This window comes from Streptomyces gottesmaniae (assembly GCF_031845845.1).
Classification (GTDB): Bacteria; Actinomycetota; Actinomycetes; order Streptomycetales; family Streptomycetaceae; genus Streptomyces; species Streptomyces akebiae.
This window is the reverse complement of the sequence record NZ_JAVRFJ010000028.1, coordinates 106,106-128,020: the sequence shown is the minus strand read 5'-3', so window position 1 is coordinate 128,020 and position 21,915 is coordinate 106,106. Positions and strand designations below refer to the sequence as shown.

General features: G+C 71.8%; 24 protein-coding genes and 1 riboswitch. Of the genes, 8 read left to right on the top strand and 16 right to left on the bottom strand.

Features of this window, described 5'->3' with window-relative positions; genetic code table 11:
* Positions 1-149: 149 nt before the first annotated feature.
* The 4 genes from RM704_RS28780 to RM704_RS28765 form a co-directional block, all read right to left on the bottom strand.
* Complete coding sequence (locus tag RM704_RS28780; protein ID WP_033529009.1) at positions 150-575, bottom strand: GNAT family N-acetyltransferase; 426 nt, start codon at positions 573-575, stop codon at positions 150-152.
* Positions 576-685: 110 nt separating this feature from the next.
* Positions 686-1,567: an LLM class F420-dependent oxidoreductase gene (locus RM704_RS28775; protein ID WP_033529010.1), complete on the bottom strand. Its 882-nt coding sequence runs from the start codon at positions 1,565-1,567 to the stop codon at positions 686-688.
* Positions 1,568-1,616: 49 nt separating this feature from the next.
* Complete coding sequence (locus RM704_RS28770; RefSeq protein WP_033529011.1) at positions 1,617-4,187, bottom strand: ABC transporter permease; 2,571 nt, start codon at positions 4,185-4,187, stop codon at positions 1,617-1,619.
* A gap of 4 nt (positions 4,188-4,191) precedes the next feature.
* Positions 4,192-5,034 carry an ABC transporter ATP-binding protein gene (locus RM704_RS28765; protein ID WP_033529012.1) on the bottom strand — a complete coding sequence of 281 codons (843 nt, stop codon included), beginning with the start codon at positions 5,032-5,034 and terminating at the stop codon, positions 4,192-4,194.
* A gap of 202 nt (positions 5,035-5,236) precedes the next feature.
* Between RM704_RS28765 and RM704_RS28760 the strand changes: the two genes are divergently transcribed.
* On the top strand, positions 5,237-5,476 hold the full coding sequence (locus RM704_RS28760; protein ID WP_033529013.1) for a toxin-antitoxin system HicB family antitoxin: 240 nt from the start codon (positions 5,237-5,239) through the stop codon (positions 5,474-5,476).
* 4 nt (positions 5,477-5,480) lie between these two features.
* Positions 5,481-5,855 (top strand): hypothetical protein, encoded by a 375-nt coding sequence (locus RM704_RS28755; RefSeq protein WP_033529014.1) that lies wholly within the window; start codon positions 5,481-5,483, stop codon positions 5,853-5,855.
* Here RM704_RS28755 and RM704_RS28750 read toward each other — a convergent pair.
* The gene (locus RM704_RS28750) at positions 5,824-6,504 is read right to left on the bottom strand and encodes a class I SAM-dependent methyltransferase (protein ID WP_033529015.1); all 681 of its coding nucleotides are present in this window, start codon (positions 6,502-6,504) and stop codon (positions 5,824-5,826) included. The genes RM704_RS28755 and RM704_RS28750 overlap by 32 nt on opposite strands.
* Positions 6,505-6,683: 179 nt before the next feature.
* The gene (locus tag RM704_RS28745) at positions 6,684-7,370 is read right to left on the bottom strand and encodes an esterase/lipase family protein (RefSeq protein WP_033529016.1); all 687 of its coding nucleotides are present in this window, start codon (positions 7,368-7,370) and stop codon (positions 6,684-6,686) included.
* 169 nt (positions 7,371-7,539) lie between these two features.
* Here RM704_RS28745 and RM704_RS28740 point away from each other — a divergent pair, with 169 nt between their 5' ends.
* Positions 7,540-9,693, top strand: a complete 2,154-nt coding sequence (locus RM704_RS28740; protein WP_192829720.1) for a helix-turn-helix transcriptional regulator — start codon at positions 7,540-7,542, stop codon at positions 9,691-9,693.
* Positions 9,694-9,720: 27 nt separating this feature from the next.
* On the opposite strand, the gene bioD is transcribed toward RM704_RS28740, so the two are convergent.
* From bioD to bioB, 3 genes are read right to left on the bottom strand one after another with little or no spacing between them, the layout of a single operon-like run.
* Positions 9,721-10,440: a dethiobiotin synthase gene (gene bioD, locus RM704_RS28735; protein WP_311591358.1), complete on the bottom strand. Its 720-nt coding sequence runs from the start codon at positions 10,438-10,440 to the stop codon at positions 9,721-9,723.
* Positions 10,441-10,459: 19 nt separating this feature from the next.
* A complete protein-coding gene (locus RM704_RS28730) occupies positions 10,460-11,749 on the bottom strand; it encodes an adenosylmethionine--8-amino-7-oxononanoate transaminase (protein ID WP_033529017.1) in 1,290 nt (429 codons plus the stop codon).
* Positions 11,742-13,004 carry a biotin synthase BioB gene (bioB, locus tag RM704_RS28725; protein ID WP_033529018.1) on the bottom strand — a complete coding sequence of 421 codons (1,263 nt, stop codon included), beginning with the start codon at positions 13,002-13,004 and terminating at the stop codon, positions 11,742-11,744. The genes RM704_RS28730 and bioB overlap by 8 nt, the downstream gene beginning before the upstream one ends.
* Positions 13,005-13,201: 197 nt before the next feature.
* Here bioB and RM704_RS28720 point away from each other — a divergent pair, with 197 nt between their 5' ends.
* Entirely contained in the window at positions 13,202-14,332 is a 1,131-nt protein-coding gene (locus tag RM704_RS28720; RefSeq protein ID WP_033529019.1) for an 8-amino-7-oxononanoate synthase, read from the top strand.
* A 57-nt stretch (positions 14,333-14,389) separates the two neighbouring features.
* Here RM704_RS28720 and RM704_RS28715 read toward each other — a convergent pair whose 3' ends face one another.
* Together RM704_RS28715 and RM704_RS28710 are read right to left on the bottom strand one after the other, a co-directional pair.
* Positions 14,390-14,614 carry a DUF397 domain-containing protein gene (locus tag RM704_RS28715; protein ID WP_033529020.1) on the bottom strand — a complete coding sequence of 75 codons (225 nt, stop codon included), beginning with the start codon at positions 14,612-14,614 and terminating at the stop codon, positions 14,390-14,392.
* A 9-nt stretch (positions 14,615-14,623) separates the two neighbouring features.
* Positions 14,624-15,484, bottom strand: a complete 861-nt coding sequence (locus tag RM704_RS28710; RefSeq protein WP_033529021.1) for a helix-turn-helix domain-containing protein — start codon at positions 15,482-15,484, stop codon at positions 14,624-14,626.
* Between the two features lie 248 nt (positions 15,485-15,732).
* Between RM704_RS28710 and RM704_RS28705 the strand changes: the two genes are divergently transcribed.
* Positions 15,733-16,191: an ATP-binding protein gene (locus RM704_RS28705; protein WP_033529022.1), complete on the top strand. Its 459-nt coding sequence runs from the start codon at positions 15,733-15,735 to the stop codon at positions 16,189-16,191.
* Here RM704_RS28705 and RM704_RS28700 read toward each other — a convergent pair.
* The 4 genes from RM704_RS28700 to RM704_RS28685 form a co-directional block, all read right to left on the bottom strand.
* Entirely contained in the window at positions 16,163-16,801 is a 639-nt protein-coding gene (locus RM704_RS28700) for a DUF6328 family protein (protein WP_311591357.1), read from the bottom strand. The two genes, RM704_RS28705 and RM704_RS28700, sit on opposite strands and share 29 nt — an antisense overlap.
* Positions 16,802-16,878: 77 nt before the next feature.
* Entirely contained in the window at positions 16,879-17,352 is a 474-nt protein-coding gene (locus tag RM704_RS28695; protein WP_033529023.1) for a C40 family peptidase, read from the bottom strand.
* 3 nt (positions 17,353-17,355) lie between these two features.
* Positions 17,356-17,526: riboswitch (cyclic di-AMP (ydaO/yuaA leader) on the bottom strand.
* Positions 17,527-17,898: 372 nt separating this feature from the next.
* On the bottom strand, positions 17,899-18,216 hold the full coding sequence (locus RM704_RS28690; RefSeq protein ID WP_033529024.1) for a hypothetical protein: 318 nt from the start codon (positions 18,214-18,216) through the stop codon (positions 17,899-17,901).
* Between the two features lie 7 nt (positions 18,217-18,223).
* Positions 18,224-18,865, bottom strand: a complete 642-nt coding sequence (locus RM704_RS28685) for an ATP-dependent Clp protease proteolytic subunit (RefSeq protein WP_033529025.1) — start codon at positions 18,863-18,865, stop codon at positions 18,224-18,226.
* Positions 18,866-19,098: 233 nt separating this feature from the next.
* Here RM704_RS28685 and RM704_RS28680 point away from each other — a divergent pair, with 233 nt between their 5' ends.
* A complete protein-coding gene (locus RM704_RS28680) occupies positions 19,099-19,377 on the top strand; it encodes a type II toxin-antitoxin system Phd/YefM family antitoxin (protein ID WP_033529111.1) in 279 nt (92 codons plus the stop codon).
* A 220-nt stretch (positions 19,378-19,597) separates the two neighbouring features.
* Here RM704_RS28680 and RM704_RS28675 read toward each other — a convergent pair whose 3' ends face one another.
* Positions 19,598-20,653, bottom strand: a complete 1,056-nt coding sequence (locus RM704_RS28675) for an ABC transporter permease (RefSeq protein WP_033529026.1) — start codon at positions 20,651-20,653, stop codon at positions 19,598-19,600.
* 100 nt (positions 20,654-20,753) lie between these two features.
* Here RM704_RS28675 and RM704_RS28670 point away from each other — a divergent pair, with 100 nt between their 5' ends.
* Together RM704_RS28670 and RM704_RS28665 are read left to right on the top strand one after the other, a co-directional pair.
* Positions 20,754-21,383: a TetR/AcrR family transcriptional regulator gene (locus RM704_RS28670; protein ID WP_033529027.1), complete on the top strand. Its 630-nt coding sequence runs from the start codon at positions 20,754-20,756 to the stop codon at positions 21,381-21,383.
* Positions 21,384-21,609: 226 nt separating this feature from the next.
* A complete protein-coding gene (locus RM704_RS28665) occupies positions 21,610-21,912 on the top strand; it encodes an urease subunit gamma (protein WP_033529112.1) in 303 nt (100 codons plus the stop codon).
* Positions 21,913-21,915 lie beyond the last annotated feature (3 nt).

Below are 21,915 nucleotides of genomic sequence, written 5' to 3'. Positions count from 1 at the left end.
GGAGGATCGCGCGACGTCGGGCGCCGGCGCTGGTACTGGGAGGCTCGCCCATGGGCGGACGCTCACAACCTTTCCGTAGAGGTTGACGGGTCCACCCATGGTAAAGGATCGGCAAAGACGTGTCGGTCCCCCGTCCCGGTGGAAGGCGGTCAGTCGCCGAGCGGCTTCACCCATCGCCGCCACTTCTCCTCCGGCGCGTACCCGGCCGCCCGCCACGCATGCTGGGCCGTCTCGTTGCGGACGAGCACCATGGCGTCACCGCGCCGTCCGCCGAGCCGTACGAAGCGCTCCTCGGCGGCGGTGAGCAGCGCCGAACCGATGCCCCTGCGGCGGCGCTCGGGGTGCACGGCCAGCCGGTACAGATGGCATCGCCAGCCGTCGAAGCCGGCGATGACCGTGCCCACCAGTTCGCCGTCCAGCTCGGCGAGGATCAGGGTCTCGGGGTCGCGGGCCACCAGCCGCTCGACGCCCTCCCGGTCGTCGCTGATGCTCGTGCCCTCGGCGGCCACCTTCCAGAAGGCGAGCACCGCGTCGAGATCGTCGGCCTTCGCGGCCCGTATGCGTAGGTCGGTCATGAGCGGATCCCATCACGAGGGCCCGACGGCGACCTGGAATTCCAGAATCCGGACGGGGCCGGTCGGGAGGGGACGGGGCCGCGAACGGTCTCCGGAGGGGCCGGACGGGATCACCTGCCCTGCAGCGCCTCGACGACCTTCGCGAAGACCTCCATGTTCGGCTCCAGCACGGTCAGATACGAGAACCCGTACCGCTCCCGTTGCGCCAGCACCTGATCGACGATCTCCTCCAGCGTCCCCACCAGGACCAGCGGCAGCCGGAGCACCTGCTCCTCGCTGAGGTTCGGCAGGTGACCTAGCCACGGCCGCACGGCGGCGGCCCGGTCCTCGGTCAGTTCGACTATCTGGACCAGCAGGTTGAGTTCGGCGGGTTCCTTCCGCCCGGCGGCGAACTCCCGGTACCGGCCGACCCGTTCCTCCAGTTCCTCGGCGGTCAGCGGTTCCAGTTTCCCGCCCGCGACCGTCCGCGCGCCCGTGAAGGCGGCGATGTCCCCGTGCTCGGCGGTGATCCGCAGCATCCGGTCACCGTTGGCGCCGATCAGCAGCGGCACCCGGGGCCGCTGCGCGGGGCGCGGCTGGTGGTCGTCGGAACCGAGAAGCCGGTCCAACTCCTCCACCGTGCGCAGCAGATGGTCCACCCGCCCGCCGGGCGACCCCCACGGCAGACCGGCCTTCTCGTGCTCGGCCTCCACGTACCCGGTGCCCAGCCCCAGCTCCAGCCGCCCGCCGGTCAGCGCGTCCGTGGTGGCGACCTCACGGGCGAGCAGCGTCGGGTTCCAGAAGCCCGTGTTGAGCACGAAGGTGCCGAGCCGCGGCCGCTCGGTCGCCTCCGCCGCGGCCACCAGGGACGGGAACGGGGCAGGCATGCCCAGATGGTCGGGGACCAGGATCACGTCGTAGCCGAGCTGTTCGGCGCGGCGGCACTTCGCGCGCCACTCCGCGCCCGACGTGGGGCTGAGCAGGCTGACTCCGAAGCGGAACGGGCGCGGCATGAACTCTCCTCACTCGAAAGGGACTTGAGTCGGCACACCGGTGAGTACATCATTCGTGCGCGATGGCCGCCAGCACGTTCATCCGGGACGCCCGCAGGGCGGGCAGCAGGGCCGCCACCACGCCCACGACGGCGGAGCCGATCACGACGGCGACGACCGTGCCCCACGGGATCGCCAGCGCCTTCATCCCCTGGAGTGCCAGCACCTGCTGCACGCACACGCCCCAGACCAGCCCCAGCGCGAGCCCGAGGACGGCACCGAAGACGGCGATCACCACCGACTCCAGCCGGATCATCCGCCGCAGCTGCCGCCTGGCCAGCCCGATCGCGCGCAGCAGCCCGATCTCCCGGGTGCGCTCCACCACCGACAGGGCGAGGGTGTTGACCACGCCGAGCACCGCGATGACGATCGCGAGGCCCAGCAGGGCGTAGACCAGGTAGAGCAGTACGGCGATCTGGCCCCGGACCAGTTCCTTGTAGTCGGCCTGGTCGCGGACCTGCACCTGCGGATACGCCTCCAGCGTCCGCTCCAGGTTCGCGCGCAGCTCGTCGGCGGCCACGCCCGAGCCGGCGTTCACGTACAGCGCCGAGTCCTGCCCGTCGGGTACATAGGTCTCGATGGTGCCCGTCCCGAAGAACAGCCCGCCCTGCATGCCGAAGCCGTCGGCGGTGTCCTGGTCGGTGAGAGCGGCCACCTCCAGTTCGGCGTTCTTCCCGGCGGGGAACCGCACCGGGAGCGTGTCGCCGACCCGCACGTCGTGCTCCCGCGCGAACTCCACGTCCATGGCGATGGCACCGTCCGCGAGGGCGGCCGCGCTGTCGCCCCGGGCGTAGGTGACGTTCGCGACCTCGTCGAGCCGCGCGTCGTAGGCCGCGGCGGTCGTCTCGACCCGGTCGCCGTCCGGCAGCCGTACCGCGACCGGGGTGAACCGCTGCCGTACGACGAGGCCGGTGCCCTCGGTGTCGCGGACCTTGTCGGTGACCTCCTGCGGGAACGGCAGGAAGTTCTGGTTCTGGACGACGAAGTCGGCGCCGAGGGTTTTGTCGATCTCCTGGTCGAAGGACTTCGTCATCGACGCGCTCGCCACGGACATGCCGCCGACCAGCGCGATCCCCACCATCAACGCGGCGGCGGTGGCCCCGGTCCGGCGCGGGTTGCGCAGGGCGTTGCGCTGGCTCATCCGGCCCACGGACCCGAACAGCGCGGGGAACGTCCCGCCCAGGACCCGGATGACCGGCCGTACCAGGAGCGGTCCCGCGATGACCGTCGCGACGAGGGTGAGGACCACACCGAGGCCGAGCAGCGAGGCCGCCGAGCCCGTGTCCGACGACACCGCGCACCCCACGAGCGCGCCGGCACCCGCCGCCCCGACCGCTCCGCCGACCACCGCGCGCACCTTCAGCGGCCGTCCGACCCCGGCGATCTCGGCGTCAGCGAGCGCCGCCATCGGCGACACGGCCGACGCCCGCCGCGCCGGCAGATAGGCCGCCACGAAGGTGACGCCGAGCCCGACGACGTAGGCCGCGACCGGCGTCCCCACGCCGATCACGATCTCGGTCGACTTCAGGTTCATCCCGAAGGCGTCCATGAGGGCGATCAGTCCGAAGGCCAGCCCGATGCCCGCGGCGAGGCCGAGCGTCGACCCGACCAGGCCGAGCAGCGCCGCCTCGGCCAGCACCGACCGCCGCACCTGCCGCCGGTCGGCACCCAGCGCGCGCAGCAGGCCCAGTTCACGGGTGCGTTGGGCGATGAGCATCGAGAAGGTGTTGACGATGAGGAACATGCCGACGAGCGTCGCGATCCCGGCGAAGCCCAGCATCACGTACTTGATGACGTCGAGGAATCCGCCGAGCGAGGCGGCGGCCGACTCGGCCTGCTCGTCGGCGGTCTCGTACTCGTACGCCGACGGCCCCAGCGCGTCGGCGATCCGCCGCTCCAGTACGTCGTCACTCACCCCCGGCTCGGCGGTCACCGAGATGCCGGTGGCGGCGTCGGGATCGCCCAGCAGCTCGGTCTGCGCGACCCGGGTGTCGAGGAAGACCAGCGCGGAACCGGGGTTGGTGGTGGTGAAGGTGGCGATCCCGACGACCTTCACCTCGAAGGAGCCCGGCCGGGCGAGGACCGTCAGGGTGTCGCCGATCCGCACGTCCTTGTTCTTCGCGGTGTCCGCGTCGAGCAGTGCCTGACCGGGGCCCTCCGGCGCCTGCCCGCTGGTCAGCTTCACCGGGCTGCGGTCGGTGGGGTGCCAGTCGGTGGCGATGGTGGGGGCACCCGTCGTCGGCCCCACCGACTCGTTCTCGCTGTCGACGACCGTGACGTTCTCCACGGACGCGTCGACGTGGGCCTCGGCGACGCCGTCGATCCCCGCGATCCGCTCGGCGAGCGACGCGGGCACCGTCTCCACCGCACCGGTCGGCAGCTGGCTCTCCAACTCGTCGTCCTTCGGGCCGACCGTCACATCGGCCGAGGTGGAGGCGAAGAGCCGGTCGAAGGTACGGGTGACCGTGTCCGAGAAGATCAGACTGCCCGCCACGAACGCCACGGACAGGATCACCGCGAGCGCCGAGAGCAGCAGCCGCCCCTTGTGTGCCAGGAAACTCCGCAGGGTCGCCTTGAGCACGGTCTCAGTCCTTGTCGGTGTCGGTGGTGTCGGTGGCCTCGGTGGTCGGGGCGCTCTCGGGGGCGACGGCCGCCCGGACAGTGTCGAAGCGCTTCATGCGCTCCAGGACCGCGTCGGCCGAGGGGTGCTCCATCCGGTCCACGATCCGTCCGTCCGCGAGGAAGAGCACCAGGTCGGAATGGGCGGCGGCGCCGGGGTCGTGGGTGACCATGACGACGGTCTGGCCCAGCTGGTCCACCGCCTCGCGCAGGAAGCCGAGCACTTCGAGCCCGGCGCGGGAGTCGAGGTTGCCGGTGGGTTCGTCCGCGAAGATCAGCTCGGGCCGGGAGGCGAGCGCACGGGCGCAGGCGACGCGTTGCTGCTGGCCGCCGGAGAGCTGGGCGGGCCGGTGCTTCAGCCGGTCCCGCAGTCCGAGGGTGTCGATGACCTGGTCCAGCCACTTCTCGTCGGGCTTCTTGCCCGCGATGTCCATGGGCAAGGTGATGTTCTCGGCCGCGTTCAGCGTCGGGATCAGGTTGAAGGACTGGAACATGAAGCCGATCCGGTCCCGGCGCAACCGGGTCAGGTCGCGTTCCCTGAGCCCGGTGATCTCGGTGTCCCCGAGCCAGACCCGTCCGGCCGAGACGGTGTCGAGTCCGGCCAGACAGTGCATCAACGTGGACTTGCCCGAGCCCGAGGGGCCCATCACCGCGGTGAAGCGGCCGCGCGCGATGTCCACGTCGACGGAGTCGAGGGCGAGCACCGTCGTCTCGCCCGAGCCGTACGCCTTCGTCAGGCCCCGGGCGCGGGCGGCGATGCCGTCGGCTTCCGCGCGGCCGAGGGTGTGCTCAGCGGCAGCAGTGGACAAAACGGCCTCCAGGCTCGAACCAGTTCGAATTCCGGGCGTTCTCGGCCGAGCCTAGTGTGACCCAGGGCACAGCCGGAATCCCCCCGAGGGTCGAGTCCGTCTCCGTCGCAGGTCGGGCTTCGGGTGTCGATGTAAGGGGCACGCACTCTGTGGGGGCCAAGGCGCCCTTGCCCCGCTAGCACTCCGGCGCTAGCGTCGAGTCATGGCCAAGACCCAGCTGAACGTGCGGGTGGACGAGGACACGGCCCGGGCCGCCCGAGAGCGAGCCCTGGAGCGGGGGATGAGCGTGAACCGTTACATCGAGGAGTTGGTCAGGCAGGACGCCGGCGAGGCGGGCCACACCTTCGTCGAGTCCGCCGCCGATTTCATGAAGCAGTACGAGGCGGTGTTCGCCGAGGAGTTCGGCACCGAGCCCGAGAACCGGCGCGAGGGACGTCACTGATCCCTTGAGTCAGCTTCGCATCGACCTCGCCTGGCTCCTGATGGTCGCCGAACGCAAGACGCCCGGCGATCCCCAGGTCACCGACTGGGGCGCCCTCGTCGCGGCCGTCGCCCGGCACGAGGCCGAGATCTTCGACGTCCCCGTCTACGACACCCCGCACGCCAGGGCCGCCGCCCTCCTCCAAGTCCTCATGCACGTCCCGGCGTTGGAGCGCTCCAACGCGTTGTTCGCCTCCGCCGTCGCCTACGGCTACCTCGTGGCCAGCGGCGTCAAGGTCGTCACCTCGGCCGAACAGGTGCGCGAACTCGCCCGCCTGGTCAAGAGTGGCGAGGCCAGCGTGCACGACATCACGCGGGAGCTGCGCCAGTGGAGTCAGTGAGGTCCGGCCGCCGCGCCCGGCCCAGCACGCAGTAGGAGCTGGGCAGTCGCGGCCCCTGCTCGGGCACCAGGACCTCCCGGACCGCCCCGACCTCGAACCCGGCGTCCCGCAGCGCGGCGACCGGGTCACGGGAGACATGGCAGCCGCCGAACAGCAGCGGCCACACCGAGCCGTCCAGCGCCCGCTGGGCCGTCCGCATGGCTCGTCCACCGCCCCGGCCGTGCTCGAAGAACCGCAGCTCGCCACCGGGACGCAGCACCCGGCGCACCTCGCTCAGCGAGCGCCGTACGTCCCGCACACTGCACAGCACCAGGGACACGACGGCCGCGTCGAACGCCTCGCTCTTGACCGGCAGCGCCTCCGCCGCCCCCGGCACCACGTCCACCGGCACCTCGGCGCGCAGGGCGGCCTCCAGGGCCAACCGCCGCAGCGAGTGCTCGGGTTCGATCGCCACCACCTCGGAGACGGCGCCGGGATAGCGGGGGAAGTTCAGGCCGTTGCCGGCCCCGATCTCGATGACGCGCCCCGACAGCCCGGCGAGCAACTCGTCGCGCAGCGGGCCGATCCTCGGCTCCGCCGACACGCTCAGTCTGGCGTAGAACCGGGCGAAGAGGGGGTGGTGCACGGCGTCCTTCGCGGCGCGGGCCATGAGGACCTCCCGAAGAGGGCGGCAGATACCGCGATTGTCCCCCGGGAAGCACCGGCTCACCCGTCGCACGGCCGTGGGGAACGGCTGTGCGACGGGTGGGGTGAGGCGGCGGCCGGGCATCGGGTGCCCCGTGCTCACGTGCTCGCGCGTACCCCGTCGTCGGAGCGCGGGGCGCCGGATCAGGCGATGAAGTTGCGGACCTGCTGGTAGATGCCGTGGTCGTTGTTCATGTCGTTGTGCGCGACACAGCCGACCTCGACGTTCGTCGCGCCACTGAGGATCGCGCTGGTGTCCGGGGTGAGCGCGTCGTCGCAGTTCGACCAGTAGCTGGCGTAGGACACACTGCCCGGCGTCTCGTCACCGGAGTTGAGCGAGGTGAGGAACGAGCTGCCGGTGTACATCTCCGAGCACGAGGTGTAGAGCCACCGGCACCAACCGGCGACGGTAGTCCCGTGGTTCACACCGGCCGTGGAGACGAAGTCGTCCACGTACGACGTCCCGCCGAGGTTCTTCAGGTAGTAACGGGAGCTGAGCGCGCCCATGGAGTGCACGACCACGTCGACCTTCGCGGCGCCCGTGGAGGCACGCACACTGTCGATCTTGGCCTTCAGCTGTGCCGCCGTGGTGGCGTTCGACTGGCCCCAGTCGTAGGACCAGGAGTGCAGCTCCGCGGACGTGTAGCCGTCCGCCTTGAAGTACGCGACCCAGTCGTCCCAGCTGCTGGACGAACTGCTGAGCCCGTGCACGAAGACGACCGGGTTGTGGGTGGCGGCCTGAGCGGAGGACGCCGAGAAGGAGAGCGACAGAAGGAGCGTGGTGGTCACGGTCGCGAGGGCCGTGGCGATACGGCGCATGCGGCGCTGCATGGTGCCTCCTGAAACGGGTGGGGTTCGTCAGGAGTGTCAGCGGGGTCTACGCGCGCCGCATCGGCGAAATCGCCGGTCTTTACTGGTCGGTTAACTCGCAAGTAACGTGATGAGCGTGGTGACTCCGGTGAACCCCCCACAACTTCCGCATCGCTCGCCACCGCCCCCCATGAACGCGTGGCCGAGCCCGGACCCAGCGTCGGCCGCCGTGCCCACGCTGTCCGAGGGCGTGCGCGTACGCCTGCTGCACGCCGCCCACGGCGATCCACGGGCCGCCGCGGAACTCGCCGCCGCCCTGACCCGGCGCCAGCTCACGGGCCTGGACCCGCTCCCCGCCGAGCCCCTGGCGCTGGCCCCCGCCCTGCTGCGGACCCACCGGCGGGACGTACGCGCCCTGCCCGCCGACACCCGCTTCCTGCTGCTCCTCGCCGCCGCCGACCAGTACCCGGTGCCGACACACGCCTACGCGCGCGCCGTCACCGCGGCCCGGCTCGACACCCAGCCCCTCGACACGGCGGAGGCGGCGGGCCTCGCCCACACCACGGCCCAGGGCATCGTCTTCCGCGACGCCTGGACCCGGATCGCCGTGTACGAGTCCGCGTCCATGGCCGACCGGCGCGAGGCCCACCGCCTCCTCGCCGCCGTCCTCAGCGGCGAGGGCGAGCGACCCGGCCGCTCCTGGCACCGGGCCGCCGCCGCCCTCGGCCCCAGCCGCCGCCTCGCCGCCGAACTCCGTCTCGCGGCACGGGTGGCACGTGCCATCGGCGACCCCACCCTCGCCTCCGCCCTCGCCGAACGCGCCGCGGGCCTCACCCCCGAACCGGCCGAACGCGGGCCCCTGCTCGCCCAGGCCGCCGCCGAGGCATGGCAGTCCGGCGACGGCGACCGGGCCCGCCGCCTCGTCGCCGCCACCGACGACGACGCCCTCGGCGGACTGCTCGCCCTGCGCGCCGGCAACGCCGCCGAGGCGTTCGACGCCCTGCTCACCGCCACCGTCCGCCACGTCGGCGACCACACCTCGGACCGGGCCGCCCATCTGCTGGCACGAGCCACCGAGGCCGCCATCTACACCGGGGACCTCCGCCGCTGCCGCGAGGCCGCCGCCGTCGCCGACGGGCTCGGCATCCTGCCGCCCAGCACCCTCGGTGCCCTGGCCGCCGCGTTCGAGGGACGCTACGACGACGCCCGGGACGTCCTCGAAGCCGCCGCCGGGCGCTGCGGCCCCGGTGGCGACCCCACCCAGCTCATCCACTCCGGGATCGCCGCCCTCCTCCTCGGCGACCACACCCGCGCGGTCACCGCCACCGCCCGCGCCGCCGCTTCAGCCCGGGCCAGGGGCGAGACGGTGACCGTGCCGCAGGCCATGGAGTTCCGGGCCTACGCCGAGTTCTGGACCGGGCGCCCCAAGGCCGCCGAGGCCGCCGCCTTCGACGCCCTGCGCCAGGCGTACGCCACCGGGCAGGACAACGGGGCCTGCCACCTCCAGGCCGCCCTCGCGATGTTCGCCGCCCTCACCGGCGACCAGGAGGTGTGCCGGGAACGCGCCGAGTCCGCCCGCGTCTACGCCCTGGAACGCGGCCTCGGACTGCCCGCCGCGCTCGCCATGTTCGCCCTCGCCTTCCTCGACCTGAGCACCGGCCGGTACGCCGCCTCGGCCGCCCGGCTGCGTGCCCTCGCCGGCTTCGGCCCCGGGCACGGGCACCGGGCCATCCGGCACATCGCCACACCGCACTACGTCGAAGCCGCCGTCCGCACCGGCGACACCCGGGTGGCCGTCGCCGCGCACGCCGACTACGACCGCTGGGCCCGTACCGTCCGCAGCGCCGACGACCTCGCGCTCAGCGCCCGCTGCCGGGCCCTCCTCGCGACCGGCGAGGAGGCCGTCGAGCACTACCGCGCCGCCCTCGACCTGCACGCCTCCGGCACCCGTGACTTCGAACGAGCCCGTACGGAACTCCTGTTCGGCAGCGCCCTGCGGCGGCTCCGCAACCGCACCGAGGCCCGCGACCGGCTCCACAGTGCCCTGGAGGCCTTCGAGCACTTCGGCTCCCCGCACTGCGCGTCCCAGGCCCGCGCCGAACTGCGCGCCCTCGGCGAGCGCGCCGCCCCGGCCCCGGCCGCGGAAACCCTGGAGAACCGACTCACCGCCCAGCAGTTGATGATCGCCCGCATGGCGGCGGACGGCGCCACCAACCGGGAGATCGCCGCGAGGCTGCTCCTGAGCCCGCGCACGATCGACCACCATCTGCGGGGCGTGTTCTCGCGGTTGGGCATCCGGTCGAGGATCGAACTGGTGAGGCTGCTGGGGGAGACGGAGACGTGAGACCGGGGCAGACCCCGCACGGAACCTCTACGCCGCGCCTTCCGCGGTACTGAAGGCAACCGCGTCCCACACCCCACCGAGCGCCGGCGCCAGCCAACCCCCGGCCCCCGCCCGGAAGTCGCCGGGCGCCAACGCCCCCGCCCCCGCGGGCACCGCCCCCAACAAGGGCGCCCCCGCGACCACCGGCAGGTCCGCCACGTTGCACCGCGCCGCCAGGTCCGGGGCCTCGGGCCAGCTGCCGATGACCACACCCGCCAACTCCACCTGACGCGCAGTGAGTTCTCGGGCCGTCAGCTCGGTCGTGTTCAGCGTGCCCAGCCCGGCCGAGGCGACCAGGAGCACCGGCGCCCCCAGCAGCCGCGCGGTGTCCGCCAGCGTGCCGCCCGCCTCGTCGAAGCGGACGAGGAGGCCACCGGCGCCCTCGACCAGCACCAGATCGTGGTCGGTCGCCAGCTTGGCCGCGGCCTCGGCGACGTCCTCCGGGTGCACCGGTGGCAGGCCGGAGCGGCGCGCGGCGGTCGCGGGCGCCAACGGCTCCGGATAGCGGGCGAGTTCGCGGACGGTGACGGCACCGGCGAGCCGGCCCACCTCGTCCGCGTCGCCGCGCTCGTCCGGTCGTACGCCCGTCTGGGCGGGCTTCAGCACGGCCACCGAACGGCCGGACGCCACGGCCACCGCGGCGACCGCCGCCGTGGTGACCGTCTTGCCGACCTCCGTGCCCGTCCCCGTGACCACCAGGACCGTCATGTCGTCCTCTTCCGTTCCGTCATCCCGCCGTGGCCGCCGCGCACACCGCGCGCGCGATCCGTGCCACGTCCTCGTCGCCCGTGACGTACGGCGGCATCGTGTAGACGAGGTCGCGGAACGGCCGCAGCCACACGCCCTCGCGCACGGCGGCCTCCGTGGCCGCCCGCATGTCCACCGCGTGGTCGAGCTGCACCACACCGATCGCGCCGAGGACCCGTACGTCCGTCACCCCAGGCACCTCGCGCACCGGCGCCAGGCCTTCCCGCAGCCCCGCCTCGATCCGCTTGACCTCCGCGAGCCAGTCCTGGCCCAGCAGCAGCTCGATCGAGGCACAGGCGACGGCCGCCGCCAGCGGATTGCCCATGAAGGTCGGCCCATGTGCCAGCACCGGGACCTCGCCCCGCGAGATCCCGTCGGCCACCCGGGCCGTGCACAGCGCCGCCGCCAGCGTCAGGTAACCACCGGTCAGCGCCTTGCCGACACACATCACGTCCGGCGTCACGGCCGCGTGGTCCGCCGCGAACAACGCCCCCGTACGCCCGAACCCGGTGGCGATCTCGTCGAACACCAGCAGCACGTCATGCGCGTCGCACGCCTCGCGCAGCACCCGCAGGTACGCGGGGGAGTGGAAGCGCATCCCGCCCGCTCCCTGGACCACGGGCTCCACGATCACGGCCGCCAGCTCGTCCGCGTGCCGCTCGATCGTCGAGCGCAGCGACCGCGCGTACGCCTCGTCGAACTCGACCGGCGGCGGGTCCACGAACACCTGCCGGGGCAGGACGCCCTGCCACAGCTCGTGCATCCCGCCCTCGGGGTCGCACACCGACATGGGCTGCCAGGTGTCGCCGTGGTAACCACCGCGCCAGGTCAGCAGCCGCCGCTTGCCGGGACGGCCCAGCGAGCGCCAGTACTGCAGGCACATCTTCACCGCCACCTCGACGGAGACCGACCCCGAGTCGGCCAGGAACACATGCTCCAGGCCCTCGGGCGACATGTCGACGAGGTGCTTCGCCAGCCGCACGGCGGGCTCATGGGTGAGGCCGCCGAACATCACATGACTCATCCGGCCGAGCTGCTCGCGCGCCGCCTCGTTGAGGACGGGGTGGTTGTAGCCGTGGATCGCCGACCACCACGACGACATGCCGTCGACCAACTCGCCCGAGCCGTCCGCGAGCTTCAGCCGGACCCCGCTCGCCGACTGCACGACGAGCGGTTCCTGCCGACCCGGCATGGGCCCGTAGGGGTGCCACACATGCCGCCGGTCGAGTTCCACCAGCTCGGGCACGCTCAGGCCGGTCGGCTCAGGCATTGGGCGCGAGGTCGGTTCCGGCGCCCCGGCGGCGTACGGCCACCAGATCCGTACGGGCCTCGCCGGCCGGCGTCGCGGCAACCGGGGCCTGGGCGGCGGAACCGCACACGCCACCCCCCGCGTGCGAGCCGCAACCCGCGCCCGCGCCCGCGCCCGCTCCTTCGTCCTCGTGCGACCCGCAGCCGCCCCCGGCGTGCGATCCGCACCCCGCCCTCTCCCCGGACCCACAGCCCCCGCCGGCGGCCACGGTCGCCCGGTGCTCCGGGAGCGTCACCTGGTCGGCGCCCTCCACCTCGAAGCCGGCGTCCGCGATCATCTCCAGGTCGGCCTTGCCCGCCTGGCCCTCACTGGTGAGGTAGTCGCCGAGGAAGATCGAGTTGGCCAGGTGCAGGGCGAGCGGCTGCATCGAGCGGAGATGGACCTCCCGGCCGCCCGCGATGCGCACCTCGCTGTCGGGACAGACGAACCGCACCATCGCCAGGATCCGCAGACAGCGCTGCGGGGTCAGGTTCCACTCCTTGGCGAGCGGGGTGCCCTCGAACGGGATCAGGAAGTTCACCGGAACGGAGTCCGGGTCCAGCTCGCGCAGCGAGAAGACCACGTCGACCAGGTCCTCGTCGCTCTCGCCCATGCCCGCGATCAGACCCGAGCAGGCCGACAGACCCGCCGCGTGCGCCTTGCGCACCGTGTCCACCCGGTCGGCGTACGTGTGGGTCGTGGTGATCTCGCCGTACGTCGCCTCGGACGTGTTCAGGTTGTGGTTGTAGGCGTCCGCGCCCGCCTCGCGCAGGCGTTCGGCCTGACCGTCGGAGAGCAGACCGAGGCAGGCGCACACCTCGACGTCCTCGTGTCGGTCCTTGATCGCCTTGATGGTGTCGGAGACCCGGTCGACGTCCCGGTCGGTCGGGCCGCGCCCGGACGCCACCAGACAGACCCGCTTGGCGCCCCCGGCGAGCCCGGCCGCGGCGGCCTCGGAGGCCTCGTGGGGCTTGAGCCAGGTGTACTTCAGGATGCCGGCGGTCGAGCCGAGCCGCTGCGAGCAGTAGGAACAGTCCTCGGGACACAGCCCGGACTTGAGGTTGACCAGATAGTTCAGTTTCACCCGGCGCCCGAACCAGTGTCGGCGTACCTTCCCGGCCGCGGCCACCACGTCCAACAGCTCGTCGTCGGAGGTGCCGAGGACGGCGAGCGCCTCGGCACGGCTCAGCGGCTCGCGCCGGAGCCCCTTGTCCACCAGCGTGTTCAGCAGGTCCATGAGAGCCGATCCTGTCCTACGGGACCGCTCCCGGCCAAGGAGAGTTCGGACAACAGAGTGGGATCGACGTGTGGGTATTGCCACATCGTGGGCGGCTGGTCGGCCCGTTAGTGTCTGTGCACTGCCTACAAAAGCCCCCGCCGTGCCGTCCACGACAGCCCGGCGCCGGAGGCTGCCCACACCACCCCGGAGGACCCATGGCGTTCGGCTGGATCGACGAGCAGGCCTCGGCACGCCGCCGGGCCGGTCTCGTACGGACCCTGCGCCCCCGTCCCGCCGACTCGCCGCTCCTCGACCTCGCGAGCAACGACTACCTGGGTCTGGCCCGGCACCCCGAGATCACCGAGGCCGCCGCCGAGGCCGCGCGCCGGTGGGGCGGCGGTGCCACCGGCTCCCGTCTCGTCACCGGCACCACCGAACTGCACGGCGAGCTGGAGCGTGAACTCGCCGACTTCTGCGGCTTCGAGGCCGCCCTCGTCTTCTCCTCCGGCTACGCGGCCAACCTCGCCGCCGTGACCGCGCTCGCCCCGCACGGCTCCCTGATCGTCTCGGACGCCGGCAACCACGCCTCCCTCATCGACGGCTGCCGACTGGCCCGGGGCACCACCCAGGTGGTGGCGCACGCCGATCCGGAGGCGGTCCGCAAGGCGCTGGCGACGGGCGGTGGGGTGCCCGCCGTCGCCGTCTCGGACACGGTGTTCTCCGTGGACGGCGACGCCGCCCCGCTGGCCTCCCTCGCCGCCGCCTGCCGTGCGTTCGGCGCCGGGCTCGTGGTGGACGACGCGCACGGGCTCGGGGTGCTCGGCGACGGCGGCCGGGGCGCGCCGTACGCGGCGGGGCTCGCGGGCGACCCCGACGTGGTCGTGACGGTCACGCTGTCGAAGTCGCTGGGCAGCCAGGGCGGTGCCGTGCTCGGCCCCGCGAAGGTCATCGACCACCTGGTCAACGCGGCCCGGACGTTCATCTTCGACACCGGCCTCGCCCCGGCGGCCACCGGCGCGGCACTCGCCGCGCTCCGGCTGCTGCGCCGTGAGCCGGAGCGCGCCGCGCGGGCCCGGGAGGTGGCGCGGGAACTGCACACACGGCTGACGGCGTCGGGCCATGAAGCGGTGCGGCCCGACGCCGCCGTGGTGTCCGTACGCGCGCCGTCGCCGGATCAGGCGGTGCGGTGGGCGGCGGACTGCCGTGCGGCGGGTCTCGCCGTCGGCTGTTTCCGCCCACCGTCCGTGCCCGACGGCGTTTCCAGGCTGCGGCTGACCGCCCGCGCGGATCTCACGCGGGAGCAGATCGACCGGGCCGTGGGGATCATCGGCGATACACGACCGTGAGTCGGCGTCAGGGCCGGGCGTCGCCGTAAGCGGAAGTACGAACGCTGTCGGTGGTGGTCACCGCAGCGTGGTGATGAATCCCTCCCAGGCGTCGGGTTCGAACAGCAGGGCGGGCCCCGCCGTGTTCTTCGAATCGCGTACGGCCACCAGGCCGGCCCAGCGGCCGGACGCGGGACGGGCCGTCTCCACGCAGTTGTTCATTCCCGTGCTGCGACTGCTGCGCAGCCATCGCACTCCGCGTAGTTCGGTACTGGTGGGTACGTTCCGAGGCAGTGCGGACATGGTGCCTCCTTACGCGCCGGCGGCTAGCCCGGCGATGTAATCCAACGAGTCCTCGGGCGAAAGGGCGTGGATCTGAAGGGCGTTGAAGGCCTCGACATACGCCTTGAGGTCTTCTTTCCGTTCGAGGTAGAGGCTACTCGTCAAGTGGTCGAGAACAACCACGTCCAGATCAGATGTGCTCCTAAATGAGAAAATTACGAAAGGGCCCGTGACGCCGATGTGGGCCCCGGCAGTGAACGGCAGCACCTGCAGTCGCACCTGGGGAAGGCGGGCCGCCTCGACCAGCCGGTCCAACTGCCGGGCCATGATCTCGGGCCCGCCCACCTCACGTCGCAGAACGCCCTCGTCGAGCACGGCACTCAGCTTCAGCGGCGGGTTCCCGCGCAGCACCTCCTGCCGCGCCAGCCGCACCTCCACGAGCGCGTCGAGTTTGTCGTCTTCCAGCCCCTCCACCGCGGCCCGTGTCACCGCCCGCGCGTACTCAGGAATCTGCAGCAGACCCGGCACCACCGAGGTCTCCAGCGTCCGCATCCCCCCGGCCTGCGACTCCAGGCTGATGAAGTCCCGGTACGTCGGCGGCAGTACGCCCCGGTACGCGTGCCACCAGTTGTGCCGCCCGCCGCCGTCCTCGGAGCCCGCCAACGCCAGGAGCAGCTCCCGTAATTCGGTGTCGTCGACCCCGTACGCGTCCAGGAGCTTGCGTACGTCCGCGGGCTTCACCCCGCTGGCCCCCGTCTCGATCCGGCTCACCTTGGACTGGTGCCAGCCCACGCGATGGGCCGCCTCGATACTGGTGAGCGCGGAACGGGTGCGCAGGACACGCAACTCGGCACCGAGCCTGCGGCGGCGCACCGCCGGACCGTACTGCATGGGATTCTCCTTCCGCCCGGCGCGCGAAGGTCGGGGTGACGACAGAGGATGGACGACAACCCCATCCAAATACGCTCGGCCGTCGGATAGTTCACCGCTTCGAGCGACAGATATATGCATATCTTGGTGGATCGCCACCCGTGACAGCCCAGGTAGTGGCAGTCTGGCGCGAAGCACCAGTCCGGGACCGTAGTCGAACCATCCGCTCCCTGTCGGACACCGGTCCCGTGGGAAAGGGACGCCTCGCCATGGCAGATCACCTGGAAGCATCCGTCACTCTGCCGAGCGATCCCGCCTCGGTGTCCACGGCCCGGAACTACGTCGCCGACGTGCTCGCCGAATGGGGCCTGCCGGGCGACACCGACATCGCGGACACCGTGCGCCTGATCGTGTCCGAACTCGCCACCAACGCCGTCCAGCACACTCTCGGTCAGTCACCCACGTTCACCGTGGACGTCGCCCTCGACCGGGACGAGCAGCTGCGTATCGGTGTCACCGACAGCCATCCACGCTTCCCGAAACGGCTGCCGGCCGCCGTCCAGCAGGACAACGGCCGGGGCATGGTCATCATCCGCTGGCTGACCGCCGAGTGCGGCGGCAGGCTCAGCGTCAGACCCACCCGGGAGGGCGGTAAGACAGTGGCGATCGAACTGCCGTGGACGGTCCCCGCGCAGCCGGTCAGCGCGAGCGGTCCGCAGGAGACCTGACGAGATCCGTGTCCGTGTCCGTGTTCGGGGGCGTAGACGTGGGCGTGGACGTGGTTGTGTTCGTGGCCTTGTCCGCGGGCTGCGCCGGTGTTGGTGGCCGTTCCGGTGTCGTCGAGTCCGCGCGGTCGGCGCGGTCGGAGAGACGGCCCACCAGTTTCGGGAGCACGGCCCACAGGAGCAGGCAGATGAGGAAGGTGCCGGCCCCGGCGGCGATCCCGGCCTTCCGGCCGAGCGTCACGTCCACGACGAGCAGGACGGATCCGGTGAAGGCCGGCATCAGCACGATCAACCCCGCGCTGGCCAGCCGGGACGAGACCTGGACGATGACGGGCTTGGCGTTCTGCTGGAAGAGCGAGCGGTGCAGGGCGGCCGGGGCGGTGAAGAGCGTCGCCGCGAGGACCGCGAGCAGCAGGGTGACGACGTACGTGGCGCGCTGGACCGAGTCAAGGTCGGGGAAGCGCGGGGTGAAGGCCAACGTCAACAGGAACGCGAAGAGGATCTGGACACCCGTCTGGGTGACGCGCAACTCCTGGAGCAGCTCGGCGAAGTTGCGGTCGGCGCGTTCGAGGGGGGTCTCGTTGCGTGCGGGGCGGGTGCGTTCGTCGGCCATGGTCGAACGGGTATCCAAAACCGCCGGTCGCACGCCTGCCGGGGGCGGCGGAGAACTCAGCCGCCCCCGACGGTGGGTCAGCGGACCCGGCCGTACCAGACGTTCTTCGTCCAGAGCTTCTGCAGTCGGACGACGTCACCCGTCTTCGGCGAGTGCCAGATCTTTCCCTTCCCCGCGTAGATACCGACGTGGTAGACGTTCGAGCCCGAGTGGAAGAAGACCAGGTCTCCGAGCTTGCGGCTGCTCGCGGAGATGTGCTTCGTCTTGTTGTACTGCTGCTGAGCAGTACGGGGCAGCTTCTTGCCCGCCTTCTTGAACGAGTAGAGCGTCAGCCCTGAGCAGTCGAACCTGCTCGGGCCCGTGGCGCCGTACTTGTAAGGGGAGCCCTTCTTGGAAGCCGCGACCTTGAGTGCCTTCGACGCCACCGTGGCGGCCTCGGCGTCGGCTGCGACGCCCGGGACCACGATGCTGCCGCTGACAGCGGCGATGGTCAGAGCCGAGGCCGTGCCGGCCCGGGTCAACAGCGACGGGACACGATTCAGCGCAGTCATGCGCAACCCTTCGTCAGCCGCCTGTGAAGGATGACCTGTCGGATTCGGGCTGGCGAAGTTGCCCGGCCGCTGACGCGGCTTCACCCCAAGGGCTGCTCGGCGCGGTCATGGCTTGACCGTTCCGGCGACCCGTCGTGCTTGGGTCCTCCACTCCTGCCGATGCACTTCTGTCGACCGGTCATCCGGGTAGCGGCAGGACTCGGCGTCCACCCGGATCGCCCCGCCGCTGCGGCGGGGGCTTGTCGTCAGGAAGGGATCTTGGCGTACGGACGTCCGAAAATCCCAACGGAACCGTGGATTTGTGGTCTTACTCACCACTCGCCCGTTCGGGTGGACAGAACGTTTTCGGCTGGTGTGTCCAGGCGGTCGAGGACGTCCGCACCAGCACCGGAATGAGGTGTTCCGGCCGCGTGCCAGCCATGTTGCGCAACTTCACAGGTCCTCACGACGTATGGGCCGATAGGTCGATCGCGGTAGGCCGTCCGGACGGCACGAAACCTGGACCGGACGCCCCGTCAGTAGTACGGCGACCGCCCCGGGGTCGGTTCAGGCCGGCGAGTCCTCGGGCTCCGGCGGCAACGCCACCCGGCCCGCCCGTCGCTCGCCGTCCAGGACCCGCAGGGCTCGCGCGAGCGTCGGGGCGTGCACCTCGTTCTCCCCGCGCCTGTGCATCAGTTCGAGCGCGTCGCGCAGAGCGGTCGCCTTGGCTACGAGCGCCTGCGCCGCGCGCAACCCGCGGTACGTATCGCCCGGTCGGGCCGGATTGATCCGGCCGAGCAGATCGACGACGTCCAGGTAACGGTCGATCAGCTCGGCCTCGGCGCGCGTGAGCGCGGGCAACGGCGGCAGTTCGGGCGGGAGCATCGACGGCTCACCTCGCGCCGGGGAGCGTGCGCGTGGTCCTGTGGCTCGGGATCACCCGATCGGCCAGGCCGTACTCCACCGCCGCCTCCGCGTCGAGGAACTTGTCCCGCTCGATGTCGGCGCTGATCCGCTCCGGGCTCCGGCCCGTGTGCCGGACGAGCATCTCCTCCAGCCTGCGGCGATTGCGCGTCAGTTCCTGGGCCTGGATCGCCAGATCGCTGGCCTGTCCCTCGATCCGGCCGGCCACCGCGGGCTGGTGGATCAGTACGCGCGCCCCCGGAAGCATGAACCGCTTGCCCGGTGTGCCCGCCGCGAGCAGCACCGCGGCGGCCGAACCCGCCTGCCCCAGGCAGACGGTCTCCACGTCGCAGGTGACGAAGCGGAGGGTGTCGTAGATCGCCGTCATCGCGCTGAACGAGCCGCCGGGCGAGTTGATGTACAGCGAGATGTCGCGGTCCGGCGACTGGTGCTCAAGGTGCATGAACTGCGCCATCACGTCGTTCGCCGACGTGTCGTCGATCTGCGTCCCGAGGAACACGATCCGTTCTTCCAGCAACTTGGCGTACGGATCCATCGTTCGGTGACCCGCACTGGTGCGCTCGGTGAACTCGGGCAGCACCTGGCGGGCCGACGGTCGGTTCGCGGGCATGGGACACGCCTCCTCTGATCGACTCTGTCAAAAATGTACAGGACGTACGTATGCGGGGAGGAGGGGATCGGCCGAAAGCGAAAATTCCCATGGAGCCGGCTCCGCAGGGAACGTGTGAGCGGTTCGGGTCGTCGGGCGGCGCGCGGGCGGGGGTGGGGGCGGGATCGGCGGAGGGGCCGGAAGGGGATCTTCCGGCCGGGGTGGTGCGGGGCGCCAGGTCTAAGCTGGGCTCCATGGCCTACGAGATTCCGGTGACGCAAGCCAGGGCTGAGCTCGCCGATCTGATCAACCGCGTGGTCTACGGCGGCGAGCGCGTCGTCGTGACGCGGCACGGAAAGCCCCTCGTCGCCCTCGTCTCCGCAGTCGACCTGGAGCAGCTCGAAGCCCTTCAGGAGCCGGCCGACGAGCCGGTGATCAGCGCCGTCTCCCGAGTCCGCGAGGTCGCACCCGCGGCGCGGGAGCAGCAGCGGTTCGGCATCGCGGCCGAGCATAGGGGGCCGGGGGCTTCCTGATGGCGCCGCGCCACGCCGGCACCGCACGTCAGTGCTGCCGGATGAGGGCTGCCAGGAGCATGCCCGAACGCGCACACTCTCCGAACGCGCACTCCCCGGAACGCACGCGCCCGGCGGAGCGCTGCCCGTGACGGTTGCCCGATGACCGCCGCCGAAACGACCGTGCGCCCCCGTCCGCTACAGCGGGGGCGACGGCCGTGCGGGGCAGCGGTCGGGCGAGTCAGTGGGCCGGGACCGGGGCCGGGGTCGGGGTGGACGGTTCGCTGGACCGGGTGCGGCGCTTGAGCAGGTCGCCCAGGAGGATCGCCGTCAGACCGAGGGCGGCCCACGCGGTCAGCACCAGGGTCGGGGCCAGGGCACCGGCGCCGTCGAAGAACGCCACCGACCTCAGGAGCGACGCCCCCGCACCCGGCGGGAGGAGCTGACCCAGGGTGCCCACCGGCTCGGGGAGCATCTGGGGTGCCGAGGAGGCGCCCGCGAACGGGTTGCCGAGGAACACGATCAACAGGGCGCCCAGACCGAGGCCCGCCCGGCCCAGCAGGGAGGCGAGTCCGGCCACGGTGGCGCCGACGGCCAGGGTCGCCAGGCTCAGCACACCGGCTTCGGCCCACCAGTGGCCGCCGAGCAGGCCGAGCCAGCTGTCGGCGAGGGTGGCGGCAGCGGTCCCGACCAGCGCGGCGGCCCCGATCAACGCGCCGACCGCGCGCCCACGGCGCAGCCCGAACAGGGTGACCATGGCGCCGGACGCCGTACCGGCCAGGGCCAGGGGCAGCACGCTCGAACCGAAGGCCGCGCCCCGCGGGTCGTTCGCCGGGCCGGCCACCACGTCGGTGGTCGTCACCCGGACGCCTTCCTCGGCGGCCTGCTGCGTCACGGCCTGCTGCAGTAGCTGGGCGACCATCGGGCTCGCGGCCGAGGCGGTGAGCAGCTTGGGCCCGGACCGGGTGACGACCACCGCGCCGTATACGGTCCGGTCCTCGATCGCGTCCCGCGCGGCCGCCTCGTCGGCGTAGCGGTGGATCTCGAACGCGCCGTCCCGCTGCTTCAGTTGCTGCTCGACCTGGGCCACGGCGGTCGCCGGTCCGGCCACGCCGAGCGGCAGGTCGCGGGGTGCGGTGCGGGCGTTGGGCCAGGCGAAGGCCCAGAGCGCGAGCGCCGCGACGAGCGGGATCAGGACGATCACCGCGACCATGCGGCGGCCGGGGGGTAGCGAGGGGGTCGTGGGCACCGTACCGGTGGCCTGGGGCGCGGTGGGTGCAGCGGATGGGGCGGACATGGCCTCTCCTTAAAAAGAAGGATCGTTCGTTTTCTTGAAATCACCATGCTCCGGGGTGTCGCGCTTGTCAAGAAGGAACGTTCGTTTTACGTTTGGTGGCATGCCCCGCGTATCCCAGGAGCGTCTAGACGCCCGCCGCCGCCAGATCCTCGACGCCGCCGCCCGCTGCTTCGCCCGCAACGGCTTCCATGCCACGTCCATGCAGGACGTGCTGAAGGAGGCCGACCTTTCGGCCGGGGCGGTCTACCGGTACTTCAGCGGCAAGGAGGAGCTGATCGCCGCGATCGTCCGCACGGTCCTCGGTGAGGTGCGCGAGGCGTTCGAGGAGGCCGCGAAGGAGGGCCCGCCTCCGCCGCCGGATGTGCTGATCGGCACCGTCATGCGCCGGATCCTGCACCGGCAGCCGTCGCTGGGGGAGGCGGGGGAGTCCCTGTATCCGAGGCTGATGGTGCAGGTGTGGGCCGAGACGCTGCGCAACCCCGAGCTGCACGCCATCCTGGAGGACGGTTTCGCCCAGGTCCGCAAGCCGTGGATCAAGATCGTCGAGGGGTACCAGGACGCCGGTCTGATGCGGGCCGACATTCCCGCGATCAGCGTCGCGCGGACCATGGTGGCGCTCGCCCAGGGGTTCGCCGCCCAGTACGCGCTCTTCGGGGACGTGCCGATCCAGGTGGTCGAGCTGGGAGTGAAGGCGCTGACGAGCATGGGGGACCCGCAGGCCCGGGACTGAGCGGGACCGGGCGGGGACGTGCGGTGCCTGCCGGGGGAGGGAGCACCCGGCAGGCGGCGGGGCGGGCGCGGCGCGGGGACCACGGTCCGGCGCGCGGGGATCACGGTCCGGTTAACGTCGCCGAAACGCCGCCCAATTAGCCTGCGGCCACGCCACCAGCGAATTTGCCCGGTGGTGAGGCAACCGGATCCCGCACGGTCCGGAGCGAGGATGTGAGGTGGACGCCGTGCAACTGACCCCGCACGAGCAGGAGAGGCTGCTGATCCATGTGGCGGCCGACGTGGCGGAGAGGCGCCGGGCCCGCGGCCTGAAGCTGAACCACCCCGAGGCCGTCGCGCTCATCACCGCGCACCTCCTCGAAGGCGCGCGGGACGGCCGTACGGTGGCCGAACTCATGGCGTCCGGGCGGCAGTTGCTCACCCGGGACGATGTCATGGAGGGCATCCCCGAGATGATCCACGACGTCCAGGTCGAGGCGACCTTCCCGGACGGCACCAAGCTCGTCACCGTCCACGACCCGATCGTCTGAGGG